The organism is Tritonibacter scottomollicae, from assembly GCF_003003215.1.
Lineage (GTDB): Bacteria > Pseudomonadota > Alphaproteobacteria > Rhodobacterales > Rhodobacteraceae > Epibacterium > Epibacterium scottomollicae.
On sequence record NZ_PVUF01000002.1, the window covers coordinates 261,416 to 277,799 of the forward strand.

Here is a 16,384-nt window from a genome sequence, read left to right on the forward strand (position 1 = left end):
GATTTAATTTGAAACTCAAAAAAAATATTGCTACACATGAATCACCGTGCAGGTCAGCAAACGAATGGGCCGCACGCCAAGGGAGGAAAATATGAAATTCTTGAACGGACTTTCCGTTATCGCACTGAGTGCATTTGCAGCATCCTCGGCCTTTGCCGCGGATCTGACCGTCGGCGTAAGCTGGTCGAACTTTCAGGAAGAACGCTGGAAAACCGACGAAGCAGCCATCGTGGGCGCATTGGACGAAGCCGGGGCTGAGTATATCTCTGCCGACGCGCAATCCTCCTCTGCCAAGCAGCTTTCTGACATCGAAAGCCTGATTGCACAGGGCGTGGATGCGCTGATCATCCTCGCACAGGACGCCCAAGCCATCGGACCCGCGGTTCAAGCCGCAGCGGACGAAGGTATTCCGGTGGTCGCCTATGACCGCCTGATCGAAGACAATCGCGCCTTCTACCTGACCTTTGACAACGTCGAAGTAGGTCGCATGCAGGCGCGTGCCGTTTTCGAAGCGATGCCCAAGGGCAACTACGTGATGATCAAAGGCTCTCCCACCGACCCCAACGCAGATTTCCTGCGTGGCGGTCAACAGGAGGTCATCCAGGCCGCAGTCGACTCTGGTGACATCAATATCGTCGCGGAGGCCTACACTGATGGTTGGCTGCCCGCGAACGCGCAGCGCAACATGGAGCAAATCCTGACCGCGAACGACAACAACGTCGACGCGGTTGTGGCCTCCAATGACGGGACCGCTGGTGGTGTTGTCGCCGCGCTGACCGCGCAGGGCATGGAAGGCATCCCGGTCTCCGGCCAGGATGGCGATCACGCCGCACTGAACCGTGTCGCCAAGGGCACCCAGACTGTTTCCGTCTGGAAAGACGCCCGTGACCTCGGCGCGGCAGCGGGCGAGATCGCGGTGGCCATGGCAAGCGGCACCGCGATGGAAGAGATCGACGGCGCGACCTCCTGGACCTCTCCGGCGGGCACCACCATGACCGCGAAGTTCCTGGCGCCGATGCCGGTGACCCAGGACAATCTCTCCGCAGTCGTGGACGCGGGCTGGATCACCCAGGAAGCGCTCTGCCAAGGTGTCGAAAGCGGCCCTGCACCCTGTAACTGATCTTCGTATCACCACAACCGGGCGCTCCGGCATCTTCCGGAGCGCCTATCCCACCTCATAAAATCGCTGATTACTGGAGCCGGATATGACCGACACCACGTCTCAGCCAATCACCCCCCAAACCAAACGCAATATCTTCCAGCAACTTGAGCTGGATGTGCGGCTATTGGGTATGATTGGTGCCTTCATCATTCTTTGCATCGGGTTCAACCTGGTGACCGATGGGCGCTTCCTGACGCCGCGCAACATCTTCAATCTGACGATCCAGACTGTTTCCGTGGCGATCATGGCTTCGGGCATGGTGTTCGTGATCGTCACCCGCCACATCGACCTGAGTGTCGGGGCCTTGCTGGCCACCTGCTCGGCGGTGATGGCAATGACCCAGACCGAATTTGTGCCGCATGTGCTTGGACTTGGCCTCAATCACCCGATCACATGGGTCGTTGCTGTTCTGGTTGGTTTGGTGACCGGCACGCTGATCGGGGCGTTTCATGGTTGGATGGTCGGCTACCTGACAATCCCTGCCTTCATCGTTACGCTGGGCGGGTTCTTGGTCTGGCGCAACGTGGCCTGGTACCTGACCGACGGCCAGACGATCGGCCCGTTGGATTCCACCTTCATGATGTTCGGGGGCATCAATGGCACTCTCGGTGTCTCGCTCAGCTGGATCCTCGGCATCGTGGCGACCGTGCTTGCACTATTGACCCTCTGGAACAGCCGTCGCGCCAAGCTCGCGCATGAATTCCCGGTAAAACCTCTCTGGGCCGAGGCGGTTATGGCTGTCATCGTCTCCGGCGCGATCCTCGGGTTTGTCGGCATCCTCAACGCTTATGAAATCCCCAGCCGCCGTTTGGCGCGCCTGTTCGAAGCCCGCGGCGAGGTCATGCCCGAAGGTCTGACCATGGGCTACGGCCTGCCGATTTCGGTGCTGATCCTGATCGCGGTCGCGGTGGTCATGACCATCGTTGCCCGCCGCACCCGGCTGGGCCGCTACATCTTTGCCACGGGCGGCAACCCCGACGCGGCAGAGCTGTCGGGCATCAACACCCGCCTGCTGACAGTGAAGATCTTTGCAATCATGGGCTTTCTCTGCGCCCTGTCTGCGGTCGTGGCCTCAGCCCGTCTCGCCAACCATTCCAACGACATCGGCACACTGGACGAGTTGCGGGTGATTGCGGCGGCGGTCATTGGCGGCACTGCGCTGTCGGGTGGCTTTGGCACCATCTACGGCGCCATCCTCGGCGCGCTGATCATGCAGAGCCTGCAGTCCGGCATGGCCATGGTCGGTGTCGACGCGCCGTTCCAGAATATCGTCGTCGGCTCAGTGCTGGTCGCAGCCGTCTTCATCGACATCGTCTATCGCAAACGCGTGGGGGCCAAGTAATGACCACTCCCAAAGAACTCCGCGCCCAAGGCGCAACTCCGATGGTGGAGATGAACAATATCTCCATCTCTTTCGGCGGCATCAAGGCGGTGGACGACGTCTCGGTCGATCTACATCCCGGCGAGGTCGTTGGCCTGCTTGGCCACAACGGCGCCGGCAAGTCGACACTTATCAAGGTGCTATCAGGCGCCTACAAGATGGACAGCGGCGAGATCCGCATCAACGGCAACAAGGTGGAGATCACCAACCCCCGTGATGCCCGCAGCCACAATATCGAGACGATCTATCAGACATTGGCGCTGGCGGATAATCTCGATGCGGCCTCCAACCTGTTTCTGGGGCGCGAGATCGTCACCGCAACGGGTCTGGTGAACGATGCTGCGATGGAGGCCGAGTGCCGCAAGATCATGGGCCGTCTGAACCCGAATTTTCGCAAGTTCAACGAACCGGTCTCGGCGCTTTCGGGTGGGCAGCGGCAATCGGTGGCGATCGCCCGCGCTGTCTATTTTAACGCCAAGATCCTGATCATGGACGAGCCTACTGCGGCGCTAGGACCGCATGAAACGCAGATGGTGGCGGAGCTGATCCAGCAGCTGAAGGCACAAGGCATCGCGATCTTCCTGATCGATCATGATGTACACGCGGTGATGGAGCTGTGTGACCGGGCGTCGGTGATGAAGAACGGTCAACTGGTCGGCACCGTGGACATCGATGATGTGACCGATGACGATCTTTTGTCGATGATCATTCTGGGTAAAAAACCAGGCCAAGATACGGCATAGCCCAGAAGGCAGTCCGGATCAAAATCTGGGCTGCCTGTCATAGGCGCCGTCCGCGGGAACCGATCCAACGCTCTGATCGAGTGGGATTTGATCGCATAGCTCGCCAGCATCGGCGCGTCACCCACATTGCTGGTCGTGACCTCCACCGCTCGAACTACCAGCGTTTCTTCGTCAATTCCATGTGTATATTTGCCAGATGCGGTGCTTGTAGGCCGCGTTTGCGGGTCGGTGGCGCTCTCCATGCCACTTCTGGCTCAAACCAGATCGTCAGTGATCCGCGCCGCTTCAAAGCGTCATTGTAAGCCGACCGGTTCGTGGTTTTTGTACGTCGTAGGGGCCCAACAGCTCATGTCATCCAGCTATCATACTGGATTCATGCAGTGTATTACTCGAGAACCTGCTCAAGGCCGTCCCCAGTCGAACTTACACGATCCTGACTGAGCCATTGGAACGCCATTGGTCCGAGAGACGATGGCGAGGGGCATCAAGTTCGCCGAACAGCGTCGCAACCGGAACACAGCATACCCCCGGCAGATGCGCTTTGACATGATCTGCGACGTGAATGGGATCGAGTAGAACTGATAAAGGTGAACTATCCGTGGACCAATGGCCAAGTCGAGCGGATGAACGAACGATTAAGGAAGCGACAGTCAAACGTTACCATTACGACAGCTATCATCAGCTGCGCATGCACCTCACCGATGTCATGGCCGCATACAACTTCGCATGCAGGCTAAAGACCCTGAACGGCCTCACACCCAACGAATACACCTGCAAAGTCGGGGCTCCAGAGCCAAGTCGATTTATCATCAATCCGACCCACCAGATGCCGGGACTGAACAGCTAGGCGCGGCAGAGTGTCGTAAGGCAGAAGGCGTTACGCCAAGGTGCTTCTTGAAGGCAGAGTAGAAGGATGATTTTGAATTGAACCCCACGTCATATGCGATTGCCAGAATGGTATCAGTGCTGTCTCGCACCCGGTTGGCGGCGTCTTCAACGCGCCAGCGATTTACGTAGTCAAAAAACGTGCTTCCTATCGTTTCATTTAGGGTCTGGGAAAGATGATTGGACGTAACCCCAATGTGTTTTGAAAGGTCCCACAACGACAGATTTGGATTGCGGTACAAATGGTCATTTTCCATCGCCAAGTTGATCTTGCGGGCCAGGCGCTGCGCTTGTTCGTCAGACAAAGCAGAGCGTACATACTTTGGGGCGGCTTCTGCAGCCTTAACCTCCTTCGCTGCAGCTGATGCAGACAAGCAGGCAAGACCGGGTTTCTGACGCAGCCCCCAAAGTGCAAGGAGCCAGATTGTCCCAGCGCTGAATGTCAGATCAACAACAGGCGATTCCACCAACCTGGCAGGAAGAATATGTATGCCCGATAAGGCGGCCAGTGAATCGTCGATGTCAAAAATCAAAAACGCCATCAGGGCAACAATGATCCACCAGAGCCAGTGAAGTTCTCGCTCTTCGGTGCTGGCGAACAGATCTTTGAGCCGGGTGGTGTAAGATGTGAGCAGTCGAACGATCAAAAATAGGTAAATGAGAATCTGAGCGTAAAACATGATTGTCAGCGCCCAAACTCCGAAAATACCAACCGGCATCAAAGGATGATCAACTGTCTCACTGCGCTCGAAGGACTGATACACATCGTTTGGCAGCATCAGGAAGAGAAACATTAACACGAACGCGCAGAGCGCTGGCGCGGCGTGCCACCCCTTGTATTTGATATCAAGATGGCTGGCTTCAGTCGTCAAGCCGCGCACATACATCCAGAACAGCGGTACCTGCAGTAGGGCGAAGGGCATGCTAAGCGGCAAATAATATCTGGATACCTGCCTGATATCATAGACATTTGCGACCGCATCTAGAACCAATGTCAGGGATGAGATGCCTTGCGACAGGAAGAATAGCCCCAAGGGCCAGTACGCTTGTCGATACTCTTTTTGAGCGAATAAAAGGCTGGCGCAAAACAATGACAAGCCGACCATGAAGCTGCCAAAGCTAAGATGCAATAATTCTGCGCTTTTCATAATCGGCTCATTTAATTCAGCAATGATATGACTGATCGGTTGGCGCACAGCCTCCCTGCTCAGACGCATCATAGAGTGTGTTGATAGGGACCGCCATTGATAGCGGATATCGTGTCGGCAGATACGCGGCTTTACGACGCCGGCGGCGCTGCCGAGCAGACACTGGAGAAGGGCCCGTCCACCGGGCATCTCTTTGTGTTTCGTGGCCGGCAAGGTGACCGATCAAGATGATCTGGTGGGACCCACAAGCTTGGCTGGCAGACGCGCTCGCTCGCATTCCAAGCGATAAGATTAATCGTGTCGACGATCTGCTGCGATGGAAAACCGCTTTATAGAGCCAGCAAGGCCGGTGGCCTACATTGATCAGATCATTTTGCACATCAATTATCTGTCCTTGCGTACAGGCAAGGACGCGTGAATCTGTCCTTGCCTTTGGTACCGGACGATCGCCCAGCAGCTTGGCGGCTACATCTACTTCATCCTGACCGCCTGGTCTTTGACAGACCCACCAAATATTGGAGTAGAGTGAATGAGCACAATTTCGGACAGTCACATCGATGTCCTAGAGCCTGCGCTGTTAGAGACACGTCGCAAGCTAAGATCTGTCGCAATTGAATTTCTGGCCCTGACGGGGCTGCTGGTGGGCGTCGTTCTTGCCGTGATGATTGATTTGAAACTCCTCAAGACTTCCGTGTCAGAAGCATCTCTCACTGAAGCGCTGCAAGCTGTGCTTGTGCTGGCTTCCGCGCTCATATTTATCTGGCGTGCGATGCGTGAGGTCGAGGCGCGGGGGTACCTGATCGGGCTTGCAACACTATTTACCTGCATGTTCATACGGGAAAACGATGCGTACCTTGATCAGGTTTACCATGGCTTTTGGGCGGTGCCGGTGGGCATTGCCGCGGTAGCTGGCGCCGTGTTGATAGGGCGGTATAAAGCCACCTTAGTCGAACCACTTACGAGTCAAATCGAAGAACGTCACTCGACTTTCATGTTTATGGGGCTCTTGATTGTTCTGGTGTTCAGCCGCTTGTTTGGCACAGGTGCTCTTTGGCAGGCGGCCATGGGGGCGGAGTACAACGCAACATTCAAAACCATCGTGCAGGAAGGCTTGGAACTGCTCGGCTACGCGCTGATCGTTTTTGGTTCTGTCCTGTCGTTGACGTATTGCAGATTTGAGCGGCGGCACCCTGAGGCAAACCCCACGAATGGGATCGCTGCTTCGATCTGACCACACTGTCAGACACCGCACGACAACCAAGTCAGTCCGGACAAAAAATCACCGTTCTGCGCTATGGGCAGCTTAGTGATTACCACGCGGCACAATGCGAACATCCTCTGTGGATTGCGCCCGCATAGCACGGATTAAACGTGGCTGAATGCCTTTGCGTCTTCTTGTGTCCGGCTCGGCTGTGAAGTTTTGACCGCTGGCCCTGATGGGATCCGCAGATCAGGTTGCTTACTGCTTTGCGAGCAAAAACACCGACTACATTTGACGGAGTATCCTGGTCGTTGCTGCTGAAGGATACTCCATCACGTCATTGGCTTTGCTAACGCGTTGTTTATTGGGTGTTCAGGTGAGCGAAACTGAAGGTCCGCTCTCGGGCATCTTTCGGGTTTGTTGGCTCTTTCAACGGAGGCTTCGCCGCGCTTCGTATGAATGTCGCGATTGGGCTTGGAGCCGCCGATTGCACCCGCAGCAAAGGTTCGGCGCGGGTGCGGTAGTTATAGCTCACTTGAGACTTTCACCGCACAGGGCCCGAAAGTCAGGTTCTTGCTTCGAGCTCATTCAAACTATTCGCCAACACAGACCTGAGCACCCTTGTGCAGCGGCACATAAAAACCCTTGATAGGGAGGGGGTATGAAAACCGCCAAAACGTGCAAACTTATGGTGCAATGGCACGAACAAGTCAGAGAAAGCATATGAATGCGCAAAATCAATCGCTTCCGATTCGGCACCAGGAATCCATAAACATTTTCAACAACTTGCCGGACGCGATTTCCAGAGTGAAAGCATATATCTGCGCAGAAACCAAAAACCTGCGCATCATCAGCGGCTTAGCTGGTGCGGGCATCCGGGCGCCAGCATCCAGGCATGAAAAAACCCGCGCCGAAGCGCGGGTTTCTCAAAGACTGAATTGTCCTGGAAGATCAGGTGCCGATGGCGGCCCGGAACGGCTTGTCCCTCCGGAACATCCTCTCGTAGCTGTCATGCGTGAACGGCGTCGCCAGCTGGTTCATTCCGGTTTTCTCGCACCAGGCCGCCACGAAATCCGACCGCTCAACCCCCCCTTCCCTCCTGGCAACGGCAAGCGCCACGGCATCGACGACCATGTCGATGACCAGGCCCCACCTGAATGCGCCAGCAGTCGCGAGGCGGTGCAGGAAATCTCCCGTCGGTAGGCTTGCATCTACATAAAGCCCCGCGCTGATGGCGTAGCTGCCGACGATTTCGTTGAGGGTTTCATAGTCCTGTGCCGGATGCCCGGGCGCACTGCTCAAATCGATTTCCTGGAACTCGATCCTGGTCATCAGCCGATCGAGTTGTGGCTCGCGTTGCACATAACCTCCCAGTTCCGGAACACCCGAAAGGATCAACATGAGTGGCCAGTCGTGTGACTTCATCAGGGTCTTGAAGGCGTCCAGGACGCTCAGAACCTCGGCATCCGACTTTCCGCGCATGATATGCTGGGCTTCGTCGTAGTAGATCCCGACGACGCCCTGGAGCTTGGCCTGCTTGACGACCAGATCCCAGATCTCAAACTGGGTTCGGCGCGTCTTGTTCGTAATCGGATAGCCCAAGGCGTGAAGTGTCTTGCGGCCAAGATCCTTCCAGGACCCTTTCGCCTCAAGCACGCAGCTTGCAAACCGCGCATCCTTGCCGTCAGGCATGCGAACAGCGCTCTCGTTGAAGCGATTCAACATGTCCGAGATCTCGGCTGTCTTGCCAGAACCAGACAGCCCCGTCACAAGGAGGCTACGTGCCTCGAAGCCCTTCCCGGACTGCAGGCGCCCCAGGTGGCGACTGAAGAGCTGCGCGAAGGTCTGCTGAAGTTCCTCGCCCCTGGCCAGCGGGAAATGCCGCTGGGCGAGATCCGCATTCAGGTTTGCCAATGAGCGAATGATGAAGGGGTTGGTCACAGTTTGCTATCCTTGATGGGGCCGAAGGTCATGGTCTTGATGTCGTCAGGGTCTGGCGCCGAAGTTGCCCCCGTCTCTGGGGTCCCATCCGCCTGTCCAGCGGACCGCGGCGACGATGTACTTGCCCTGGGAGGCGTCGAAGCGGATGGCGGTTTAGACGGAGCCGTACCGGCCGGGCGTGCCGGCACCACACCCGACGCGCGCCCCCTGCTCATGAGCTGCCCGGGAGCAGCAGTGCCGCCGATGTAGGCGGCGGGGCGCGCTTCCACTTGGTGAAGCTTGTCAGCGCGACGCCTGAGCTGCTCGATTTTCCGGTAGCTCAGGGGATCACGAGAATCTGGGAAGAAGCCGGATTCGGTTGCGCGGCGCTGCATGGCTTCGCTCAGGTTCTCCTCATGAAGAACACGCAGGCTGGGATTGGATGCCATTGCGTTCTCCATGATCTCAATGGCCTCTTCGAGCGATTGATCCTTGAAAATCGTCATGCTCAAACGGGTCTCCGCGACCTCCTCGTCACCCTCTGCGGTGACATAGACCTTGCGAAGATCGTCTGGATCGAGATGCACGGTGACCTCTTTCGCGGTGCCGGCCGCCAAGTCTTGAAGTGCCTTCGAGTTGAACGGGATGTTGAATGCCCTCACGCCTTCGGATGTCGTGGTTGCCCGGACTTTTTCTCCAAGGTGCAAACAACGGCTTCGCTGGGAGGGCGCCTCAATAGGCCCATAGCGCCGCAGGGCTTCTTCCCGTTTCTGACGAGGGGTCGCGCCAAACATCCCAGTGCCACGGTGCGGACGGAAGGGGTATTCATCGACGAAGTACCGCGTGATCGTTCCGTAGAGCTGATCGTGGCTGAGTTCGGCAGATCCCTTGGGATCATAGCCGGTCAGCTCTCCCGGACGGCTGCCCGTATATCCAGGCTGGAAGTTCAGAACATCCCATTGCGTCGTACCGAAAAGCCGCTCGACCATTTGCTTATCCATTGGCTGATAGGCACGCGCTGTCATGACGGTCATCCCCATGCCAAGCTGGCTGGCGTAGACTTCGGCATTTCGAGTTGCAGTGCCATTGTCCGCCAGGGCGAGGCCCAGCCGCACCGGAGGAGCGGGGTCCTGCTTGCACCCGTACCGCACCTTCTCTTTAGTCTTGTCGCGCGTCGCCATGCGAAGCAGAGCCTTGCTGTGGTCAGCGTCGGCTGTCTCTGAAATGATCCAGCCAAGTACCTCGCGGGTCGCGACATCGAGGATCACATGGAGCCAGCAGCGGCGGATCTCGTTGTCCGCAAGCTCCTGAGGGGCTTCCTTAGGGTTGATCACCTCAGCACGCACGACACCGTCCCCGGAGGTGAAAATCGACAGCAGGCACTGGTCCCATTCGAACTTCTCGCCAAACGCCAAGGCACGCACGTCGGTCGACCCAGCTCCCTTGGTGTTAGTCCCGTGCCGCGTCCCACCTCGACCGAGCACGGCGACGACATCTGAAATCGCTTTCGCGCGCGTACGGACCGTCGTGATCGAGGGGAAATTGATCTCTTGCGCCATCTCTCTCGCAGAGCGGTGGAAAACCTTTGTCGCCAGCTTGAAAACGGATGCCAGCTTCGGCTGTCTGAGATCAAGCCAACGGTTCAGGACATAGTCGATGAACCGCTCTTGCCATTCGCAGAGCCTGGGCTCCCGACGCCCCTTCATGCGATCACGATCTGCCAGGACCACCGGGTTCTGCTCGAAGCGATAGTAAACGTCGCGGTAGTTGGCCAAGGTGCGCCCTTGCGGGACGTCAAAGCCGCTTGCGAGCTTCCCGCCGCGGCGTGTCCCGAGGAAATTGTGTCCCGGTGCGATCTCTTCCGCGCGGGTCAGCAGTAGACGGCGATGTGTACCGCCCTTGTTCATACTGCGCTGGGTGAGCTTCACGCCCTCGGCGCGCAGCTCGTCTTGGGCGATAACGAGGGCGAGACGCGCTTGGACAATTCGCTGGTCTTTGTCCGACAGCTGCTCGACGAACTCGAGGCCGTCGGTATGCTCGAGCAATGCCATCCGCTTTTCGACATCAGCCGGCTTGATGATTTCGCAATCCCGGTTCCGAATTGCAGTCTCAACCCGCTCCAGCGAAAGCGTGAAACACTCGCCGGTTTCCTTGCATTCCACCGCATAGCCGCTCTCCTCGCGAACCGACACAGTCAGTTCGCGACCATCCAGCTGGAGGATAGATCCCCTGGGGATGTTGTAGAGCGGTTGCGAAGTCATGCGTTCAGCGCGACCCGGGAGGGGTAGTCGATGACCCCATGCATGTCCGTCCAGAGCACATTGTGGCCGATGAGCCGCATCGCCGCCTGGTAGCAGCGACCCGGCTCAAAGTCGCAATTCTTGATTAGGTCGCTCAGGTACCAGTAGTTGGTCATGCGCGCGGCGTCTTCGACGATCTTGTCGGCTTCGGCATCTGCAAGCTGCAGATAGTCCCAGATACGGCGAAGGTTATCGCGGTATGCCCGCGTGTAATCATCGGTGCAGACAACCATGCAGTCGTCAGCGAAGTCCTCGGTGACCGCGGCGAAGATGTCGTCGATCTCGTCCTGGGTTTCGCGCTTCGCCAAGCTAGTCGCGTTGCGGACGAAGACCGCGCGCCGGTACCCATCCCTGAACGTCAGCCGCAAGTCGAACCGATGGGTCCGCACCTTCCGCTTCTGCCGACAGTAGAAGCTAAGCGGAGGAAGCTGTACCTCCAGCCCATAGAGCTCGGGGCTGCGAAGGGCATCCAGGGCAACGGCGTATTCGGACTCGCCATCGAAATGGTAAACCTGCCGGATGCCGCCGGTCATTGGAGTTGCAATCGCGGCCGACACACGCTTGACAGTGTCGCTGCGCGTCAACGGATTGCGGTCACCAGCATAGGGCAGAACCCCGTGGATCGGCGCCACCACCAGGGCTGCTTGTTTCTTCTTGGGTGCCGGTTGGTCCTGCAACCAGTCTTCGTAATTCGACATGCCGTCTCCGTTCCCGGAAACGAGGCGCTTCCGGGGTAGTCATCTTTTCATCCTGGAGCTCAGACCGCGCTTGCCCAGACCGATTTCGGCCTCTAGCTTGGCAAGTGACACACGGGCGATCCTTGCCCCAACTTCCAGGCGCGCACCCGAGGGTGCGCGTTTTCTTTTGCGCAGGACGTGGGCGTCATGGACCGCCGACCTTGCACAAGGGGAAGGTCCGCGAATCCGCTGAAAATCCAAAACAGAAAAATGCGCCCGGCCTTCAAGGCCCTTTCCGAAATGGCGTCAACCCCCTGAAAATGCGAAAAAATATCATCTGAATTTTCTTCAGGTGACCAGTTCAGGGCCTGAGAACATCACGTTTCCGGGGCCGAACGCACGATGGCCGACATGTTCTCGCAAGGTCATGAGCAGGACATCGCGAGAAAAAAGTCGCCACGCGACTTGGAGGGATCAGCCTCTGGGGCAACGAGACTTCCGACAACTCGCCCCACAGCTGCACGGCAGGTAAGCGCCCGGTTCGAACTGAGGAGCCGGTTGAACGCCCACTGACATTGGGTTTGCACTTTCAGAAATCTGTGCCCGCTGTGGAACAGATTCACAAGACTGCAAACCTCGCTACAAACTTTTCAGAAACTCTCAGAGCAACGCGCTCTGGCGCCCATGCTGGTTTCGTCGACGATCTAGTAAACTTAACAAATCAATTAATTGAAGAATAATTCGCAGTCCAATCTACATTAAGGTGAAAAGTACTACTGCTTAGAGTGCTCAAGCGTACTCTGACATAACGTCCTGAAAACGAGCGAATTGGGCCCCGCGCACATGGGCTAGTGGCGTTGCAGCCGGACTGCGGTAAACGGGTTTCAAGATGTATGCCCCCTGTGCCCTCGGAACAGCAGGCCGAAGCTGCCTCCTTTCAACTCGCCCGAAGGGTAGCGGAACGGCGCTGCCCCCGAAAGCCTTAGAAAAAATGCGAAAAATAAACTAGTTTCAACACACTAGACATTACCATCAAAGTATGCGCGGATATGACGGGCTCGGGTGCCGGACGCACTTTATCGCCTCAGCGATCCAAGCAGAATTAGCAGGAGGCCGCTATGCAAGACCAAGAGCGCAGAATTGATGATGAAGCCCGGCGCATCATGGTAGCGTTTCCCGAGGTTTTTGGGAAACCACCATGGAGGATTGAGGAGACAAATCTGGCCTGGGGCTTAAGCTGTGGCAAGGGTTGGTATCCCCTGATTGAAAGCCTGAGCGCGGATCTGACAACGATTGTCCAACAGGATGATCTAAGCCGTTTTCAGGCACGGCAGGTCAAGCAAAAGCTGGGTAAGTTGCGGTTCTATTCAAAGGGCGGAAACGACCGCACTGCTGACCGCATACTTCAAGCTGAATTTGAGGCCGCTAGCAAATGCGAACACTGTGGAATGCACACTGCTGAGCTCAAGAGTCTGGGCGGGTGGCTGACAACCACCTGTGATGATTGCGCCGCCATTCTTCTGAAGTCGCGCTCGTGAAGCTCCATTCGCTGCATGTTCTGGAATTTAGCCTGGGGCAAGCCCATTTCATGAGTGCGATCAGCCAACCGGTCAGTATTCCTTTGTCGATAGACATAACCGTAGTGCTCGCCGACATGCACCAAGACAATTACCCGATGCCTCTAAAAGTATGATGGGGCGGAAAGCGGAAGTTCGCTGCGGACCGCATTAACGACTGATCTGCGCAGGAAGCGGAAGGAGCTAAGATGCGAGGCTTTTCGTCGTGATCCTCATCTAGTCTGCCGAAACTAATAAGACACGCCCCGCATGTGGGCCTGAGACTACCAGAGATCGGATGACCAAGCGGGGGCCCTGAACTCAGCAATCGTACCGCCGGGTGCGAGAGATGAAAACTCCGCGCGTCTGGTGACTGCTCAACTTGCACCGATCGGCGTAAATTCCAATAGGGCTTCGGTCACGAGTGGATGAAAGACCAATAGCAGGTTAGCACCCTCCATCAGCCGGTGGCTGTGAAGGAGGGACTCGAAAGACGCCTTGGGCGCTCCTAGATTGCATCAACCGCGCTGCCTGAGGTAGCCTTACTCCGGCCCTATACTTCCCTTTGATCACATTGAGGTTCATTTGTCTGAATTTATCCGAAAGCGAGTACTTAAAGATCTCATTGATGAGATCCTAGATCTTGATGCAATTGCACTCGAATTGGTTGGGCATCGGGTAATCGAATGTATCGAGGGTCAACGACTTGTACATCATGGTATAAATAAGGACTATAAGCCAGTTGGGTATACAGTCGACAGCTTCACCCAAGATTTCACGACGGTGGGCGAGTACAGTACAGAAAAGGATTACTTTGAGGATCAGTCCGGCCGCAAGAAGCTTAATTCTTTCAGAAAAATTGAAAACGATATCAATCATGCCTTGAAGATGGCGGATCAGATTGCGCTTCGTAAAATCTACCTCGTCTCGACCTGCGAAGAACCACCCAGCTTCCGGGGGAGTTTCAATAAAACAGATCTGTCGATTGCTCACTCGGATAAAATCGAGTTTCTGGATGGCCGTCAGTTGGCCGAGAGAATTTTGGAGTTTTCAATCGAAAACCCAAGTGACGCGGAATTTTTCCGCTACTTCTTACCTGATTTCTCCCAAAATCTGGACAGCTATGAGTATTATGGCCGCGTTCCCACTAGTTGTCCTGGCCACCATCTTGAGCCTTTAATCCTTGACGCCATTAGGGCGCACTTCGCCGCGACTGCGAAGGTCTGCGTGCTTTATGGATTGAGCGGATCTGGAAAAACGCAAGCAGCAATTGACTTTGTGCATGCGGAACTCCCTCAGTTCGGAAACTACATTTGGATTTCAGGAAGCGACTGGGCGGAAAACACCCCACTTACAGCGATCAAGCGTTCACGTGGTGGTGTCCCGATAAATGTGGCAGGTGTATTCAACCGCACGAAGACCATTCTGGTTATTGATGACTTAGGCCGATCCACCTCTGAGAACATGTTTTCGGAATTAGAACGAGGTTTCGAAATTGGCAGTAGAGTGATCGTCACATCTCAGATTGGCGATCCAAATAGCGAGATCCATCTGCCAGTTCCAAAGTTCTCAACCGCTACCGCTTTCGCGATCCTTGGGGAAGATGAAAAAACGGCAAATGATGACTTAGCTCGGTTCATTGAAGCCTGCCGTTTCTGCCCTTTGATCCTTTCAGTCACTCGCGAGGTCGCGAATACAGAGGGTGTCGACAAGCAGGAGCTTTACGAAGAGGTTTTGGCTCTTCCGGAGGTGGCTGAAGACTTTGACGGCCGTTCCGTTATGGACCGGCTACTTCAACGCCTTAGTGAGAACAATCGAGATGCATTGTCCAAGATAGCAACCAGTGGCTGTACCAGATTTGACTCGAGGTTTCTGACGCGCTTCATTGGCGCCAACGCTCGCGCATCCCTACAGCGTTTGGGAATTGTAACGCGCGCCGGAGCGTCGTCCGCATTGACCGTCCACGATTTGATATGCAGCGCAATGCGACGTGGTGCCAAGATGGATGGTTCAGATCTGGCGATAGAAATCGTCAGATTGGTCGAGAAGCTCCAAGGAGAAATGCTCCCAAGCGTTCTTCGACAAATCCACCTTTCGGCGGATCAACTTCTGGAGGCTCATAGATCACGTGAGAAGCCGCCTGTCGACTGGTTAACATATTCGCTTCTTCAGATTGAAAGCGGTGACAAGCTGGGATTGGCACCAGGTGCTCACCTTGACCCTATTCACGACAAGATGACGTTGCCGGAGCTACTTTGTGTCATCGACCTTAGGGAAGCCCATTCGTATAGCCTGCCGCACGACCAGCGATTGGCGTACTATGTAGCATGCAGTGAAGAATATGGTCGGATAGCTGCGCTCTCAACCAATCACGAAATCAGAGTAGAGCTCCTTCATCACCAGGGAAAGTCGCTTCGTAGAAGCGGCAAGCTCGAACCTGCTGTGGAGTGCTTCCGCGAGGTCCTCGAAGGGAGGCCCAACTGGCACGCGACCTACGGCCAAATTGCGCACGCCGGCTCGCAAAAAGGAGCGTCGGATGACATACGCAAGTTCGGTGAAGAGGCGGAGAGGTTCCTAATCTGCGCGATTATGAACGACATCGATAAAGTACCGTTACGTGTATCTCTTGCGTCGATTGGACGCCTGCGATCCTATCCCGCTCTGCGCGACGAATTGCAGAAGTCGCCAGATGCGGTCAAGCAGCTTGCAGAATTAGTGACCTTGGCTGCCCTGTCAGGCTTCCAACAGTTTTATGAAGGATTCTTGGCATTCACGAGTCTTTTTTCCTACCATCATGGAGAGCATCCTGTTGCGATCGCCCAGTTCTTTGGAGATTTGCTCGCGATTTACCCTGAGGCGGTCGAGGAGCGACAGTGGTCCAATGTTTGCGAGGCGTTATCCAACACGGCTACCGCTGCGTCTATTGCCGGAAAAACTGAATTGTCTACTAAACTAAATGCAACTGCTTGCGTCTTCGCGGATGCACTTTCGGCTAAAGGCAATATGAATAACTATGTGCTGCGACTAGTCGCCAAGACCTACATTGGTTCCGGGCAAGCTGACAAGGCGTGTGCTCTTCTCGAGACCGTACCCGATGAAAGCAAGGATCATTGGGTTCTCTATCAGGAAGCCAAAGCTCAACTAGATGAAAAGCTTGTGAGCCGCGCGCTCTCTACGTCTAAACTGGCATTGGCGTTGGCAGAGAAAGACCAAAGGGCGACGGGGCGGTTAGGGTCGTACTTGGATCTCATAAGCCGATGCCACGAAGGGGACGGCGACATTCGAAATGCGTTGATCGCAGCGCGGGATGCTGCTGCTCGGACGTCTCACGGAAAATATCGAGAGCAACTGGAGAAACGAATAATGGAACTGGAAGCCAAGTGAGTGGCATGACAATGGCCTACAAAGGTC

At 55.9% G+C, this 16,384-nt stretch carries 11 protein-coding genes and 2 pseudogenes; 8 read left to right on the forward strand and 5 right to left on the reverse strand.

Annotated features, from left to right (window positions below):
- Positions 1-91: 91 nt before the first annotated feature.
- The 3 genes from xylF (at position 92) to CLV89_RS05175 (ending at position 3,286) form a co-directional block, all read left to right on the forward strand.
- Positions 92-1,120, forward strand: coding sequence for a D-xylose ABC transporter substrate-binding protein (xylF, locus tag CLV89_RS05165; RefSeq protein WP_106162570.1), 1,029 nt, complete (start codon positions 92-94; stop codon positions 1,118-1,120).
- Between the two features lie 85 nt (positions 1,121-1,205).
- The gene (locus tag CLV89_RS05170; protein WP_106162571.1) at positions 1,206-2,504 is read left to right on the forward strand and encodes a sugar ABC transporter permease; all 1,299 of its coding nucleotides are present in this window, start codon (positions 1,206-1,208) and stop codon (positions 2,502-2,504) included.
- Positions 2,504-3,286 (forward strand): ATP-binding cassette domain-containing protein, encoded by a 783-nt coding sequence (locus tag CLV89_RS05175; RefSeq protein ID WP_106162572.1) that lies wholly within the window; start codon positions 2,504-2,506, stop codon positions 3,284-3,286. Before CLV89_RS05170 ends, CLV89_RS05175 begins: the two co-directional genes overlap by 1 nt.
- A gap of 36 nt (positions 3,287-3,322) precedes the next feature.
- Here CLV89_RS05175 and CLV89_RS22870 read toward each other — a convergent pair.
- Positions 3,323-3,636, reverse strand: a pseudogene (locus CLV89_RS22870) (transposase); the annotation flags it as partial.
- A 228-nt stretch (positions 3,637-3,864) separates the two neighbouring features.
- Here CLV89_RS22870 and CLV89_RS22875 point away from each other — a divergent pair.
- Positions 3,865-4,133, forward strand: a pseudogene (locus CLV89_RS22875) (integrase core domain-containing protein); the annotation flags it as partial.
- Here the strand turns inward: CLV89_RS22875 and CLV89_RS05190 are convergent.
- Positions 4,096-5,367 carry a helix-turn-helix domain-containing protein gene (locus tag CLV89_RS05190; RefSeq protein ID WP_165798087.1) on the reverse strand — a complete coding sequence of 424 codons (1,272 nt, stop codon included), beginning with the start codon at positions 5,365-5,367 and terminating at the stop codon, positions 4,096-4,098. The pseudogene CLV89_RS22875 and the gene CLV89_RS05190 sit on opposite strands and share 38 nt — an antisense overlap.
- Before the next feature lie 179 nt (positions 5,368-5,546).
- On the opposite strand from CLV89_RS05190, the gene CLV89_RS23195 reads away from it, so the two are divergent.
- Together CLV89_RS23195 and CLV89_RS05200 are read left to right on the forward strand one after the other, a co-directional pair.
- A complete protein-coding gene (locus CLV89_RS23195) occupies positions 5,547-5,654 on the forward strand; it encodes a transposase domain-containing protein (protein ID WP_417817161.1) in 108 nt (35 codons plus the stop codon).
- Between the two features lie 194 nt (positions 5,655-5,848).
- Complete coding sequence (locus CLV89_RS05200) at positions 5,849-6,550, forward strand: hypothetical protein (RefSeq protein ID WP_106162574.1); 702 nt, start codon at positions 5,849-5,851, stop codon at positions 6,548-6,550.
- Between the two features lie 921 nt (positions 6,551-7,471).
- On the opposite strand, the gene CLV89_RS05205 is transcribed toward CLV89_RS05200, so the two are convergent.
- The 3 genes from CLV89_RS05205 to CLV89_RS05215 are packed head-to-tail and all read right to left on the reverse strand — an operon-like array spanning position 7,472 to position 11,438.
- The gene (locus CLV89_RS05205; protein WP_106162575.1) at positions 7,472-8,461 is read right to left on the reverse strand and encodes an ATP-binding protein; all 990 of its coding nucleotides are present in this window, start codon (positions 8,459-8,461) and stop codon (positions 7,472-7,474) included.
- Positions 8,458-10,701, reverse strand: coding sequence for a Mu transposase C-terminal domain-containing protein (locus tag CLV89_RS05210; RefSeq protein ID WP_106162576.1), 2,244 nt, complete (start codon positions 10,699-10,701; stop codon positions 8,458-8,460). The genes CLV89_RS05205 and CLV89_RS05210 overlap by 4 nt, the downstream gene beginning before the upstream one ends.
- Complete coding sequence (locus tag CLV89_RS05215; protein ID WP_065331331.1) at positions 10,698-11,438, reverse strand: hypothetical protein; 741 nt, start codon at positions 11,436-11,438, stop codon at positions 10,698-10,700. The genes CLV89_RS05210 and CLV89_RS05215 overlap by 4 nt, the downstream gene beginning before the upstream one ends.
- Before the next feature lie 1,097 nt (positions 11,439-12,535).
- Here CLV89_RS05215 and CLV89_RS05220 point away from each other — a divergent pair.
- Positions 12,536-12,955: a hypothetical protein gene (locus CLV89_RS05220; RefSeq protein ID WP_106162577.1), complete on the forward strand. Its 420-nt coding sequence runs from the start codon at positions 12,536-12,538 to the stop codon at positions 12,953-12,955.
- A gap of 603 nt (positions 12,956-13,558) precedes the next feature.
- Positions 13,559-16,357, forward strand: a complete 2,799-nt coding sequence (locus CLV89_RS05225) for a hypothetical protein (RefSeq protein ID WP_106162578.1) — start codon at positions 13,559-13,561, stop codon at positions 16,355-16,357.
- Positions 16,358-16,384 lie beyond the last annotated feature (27 nt).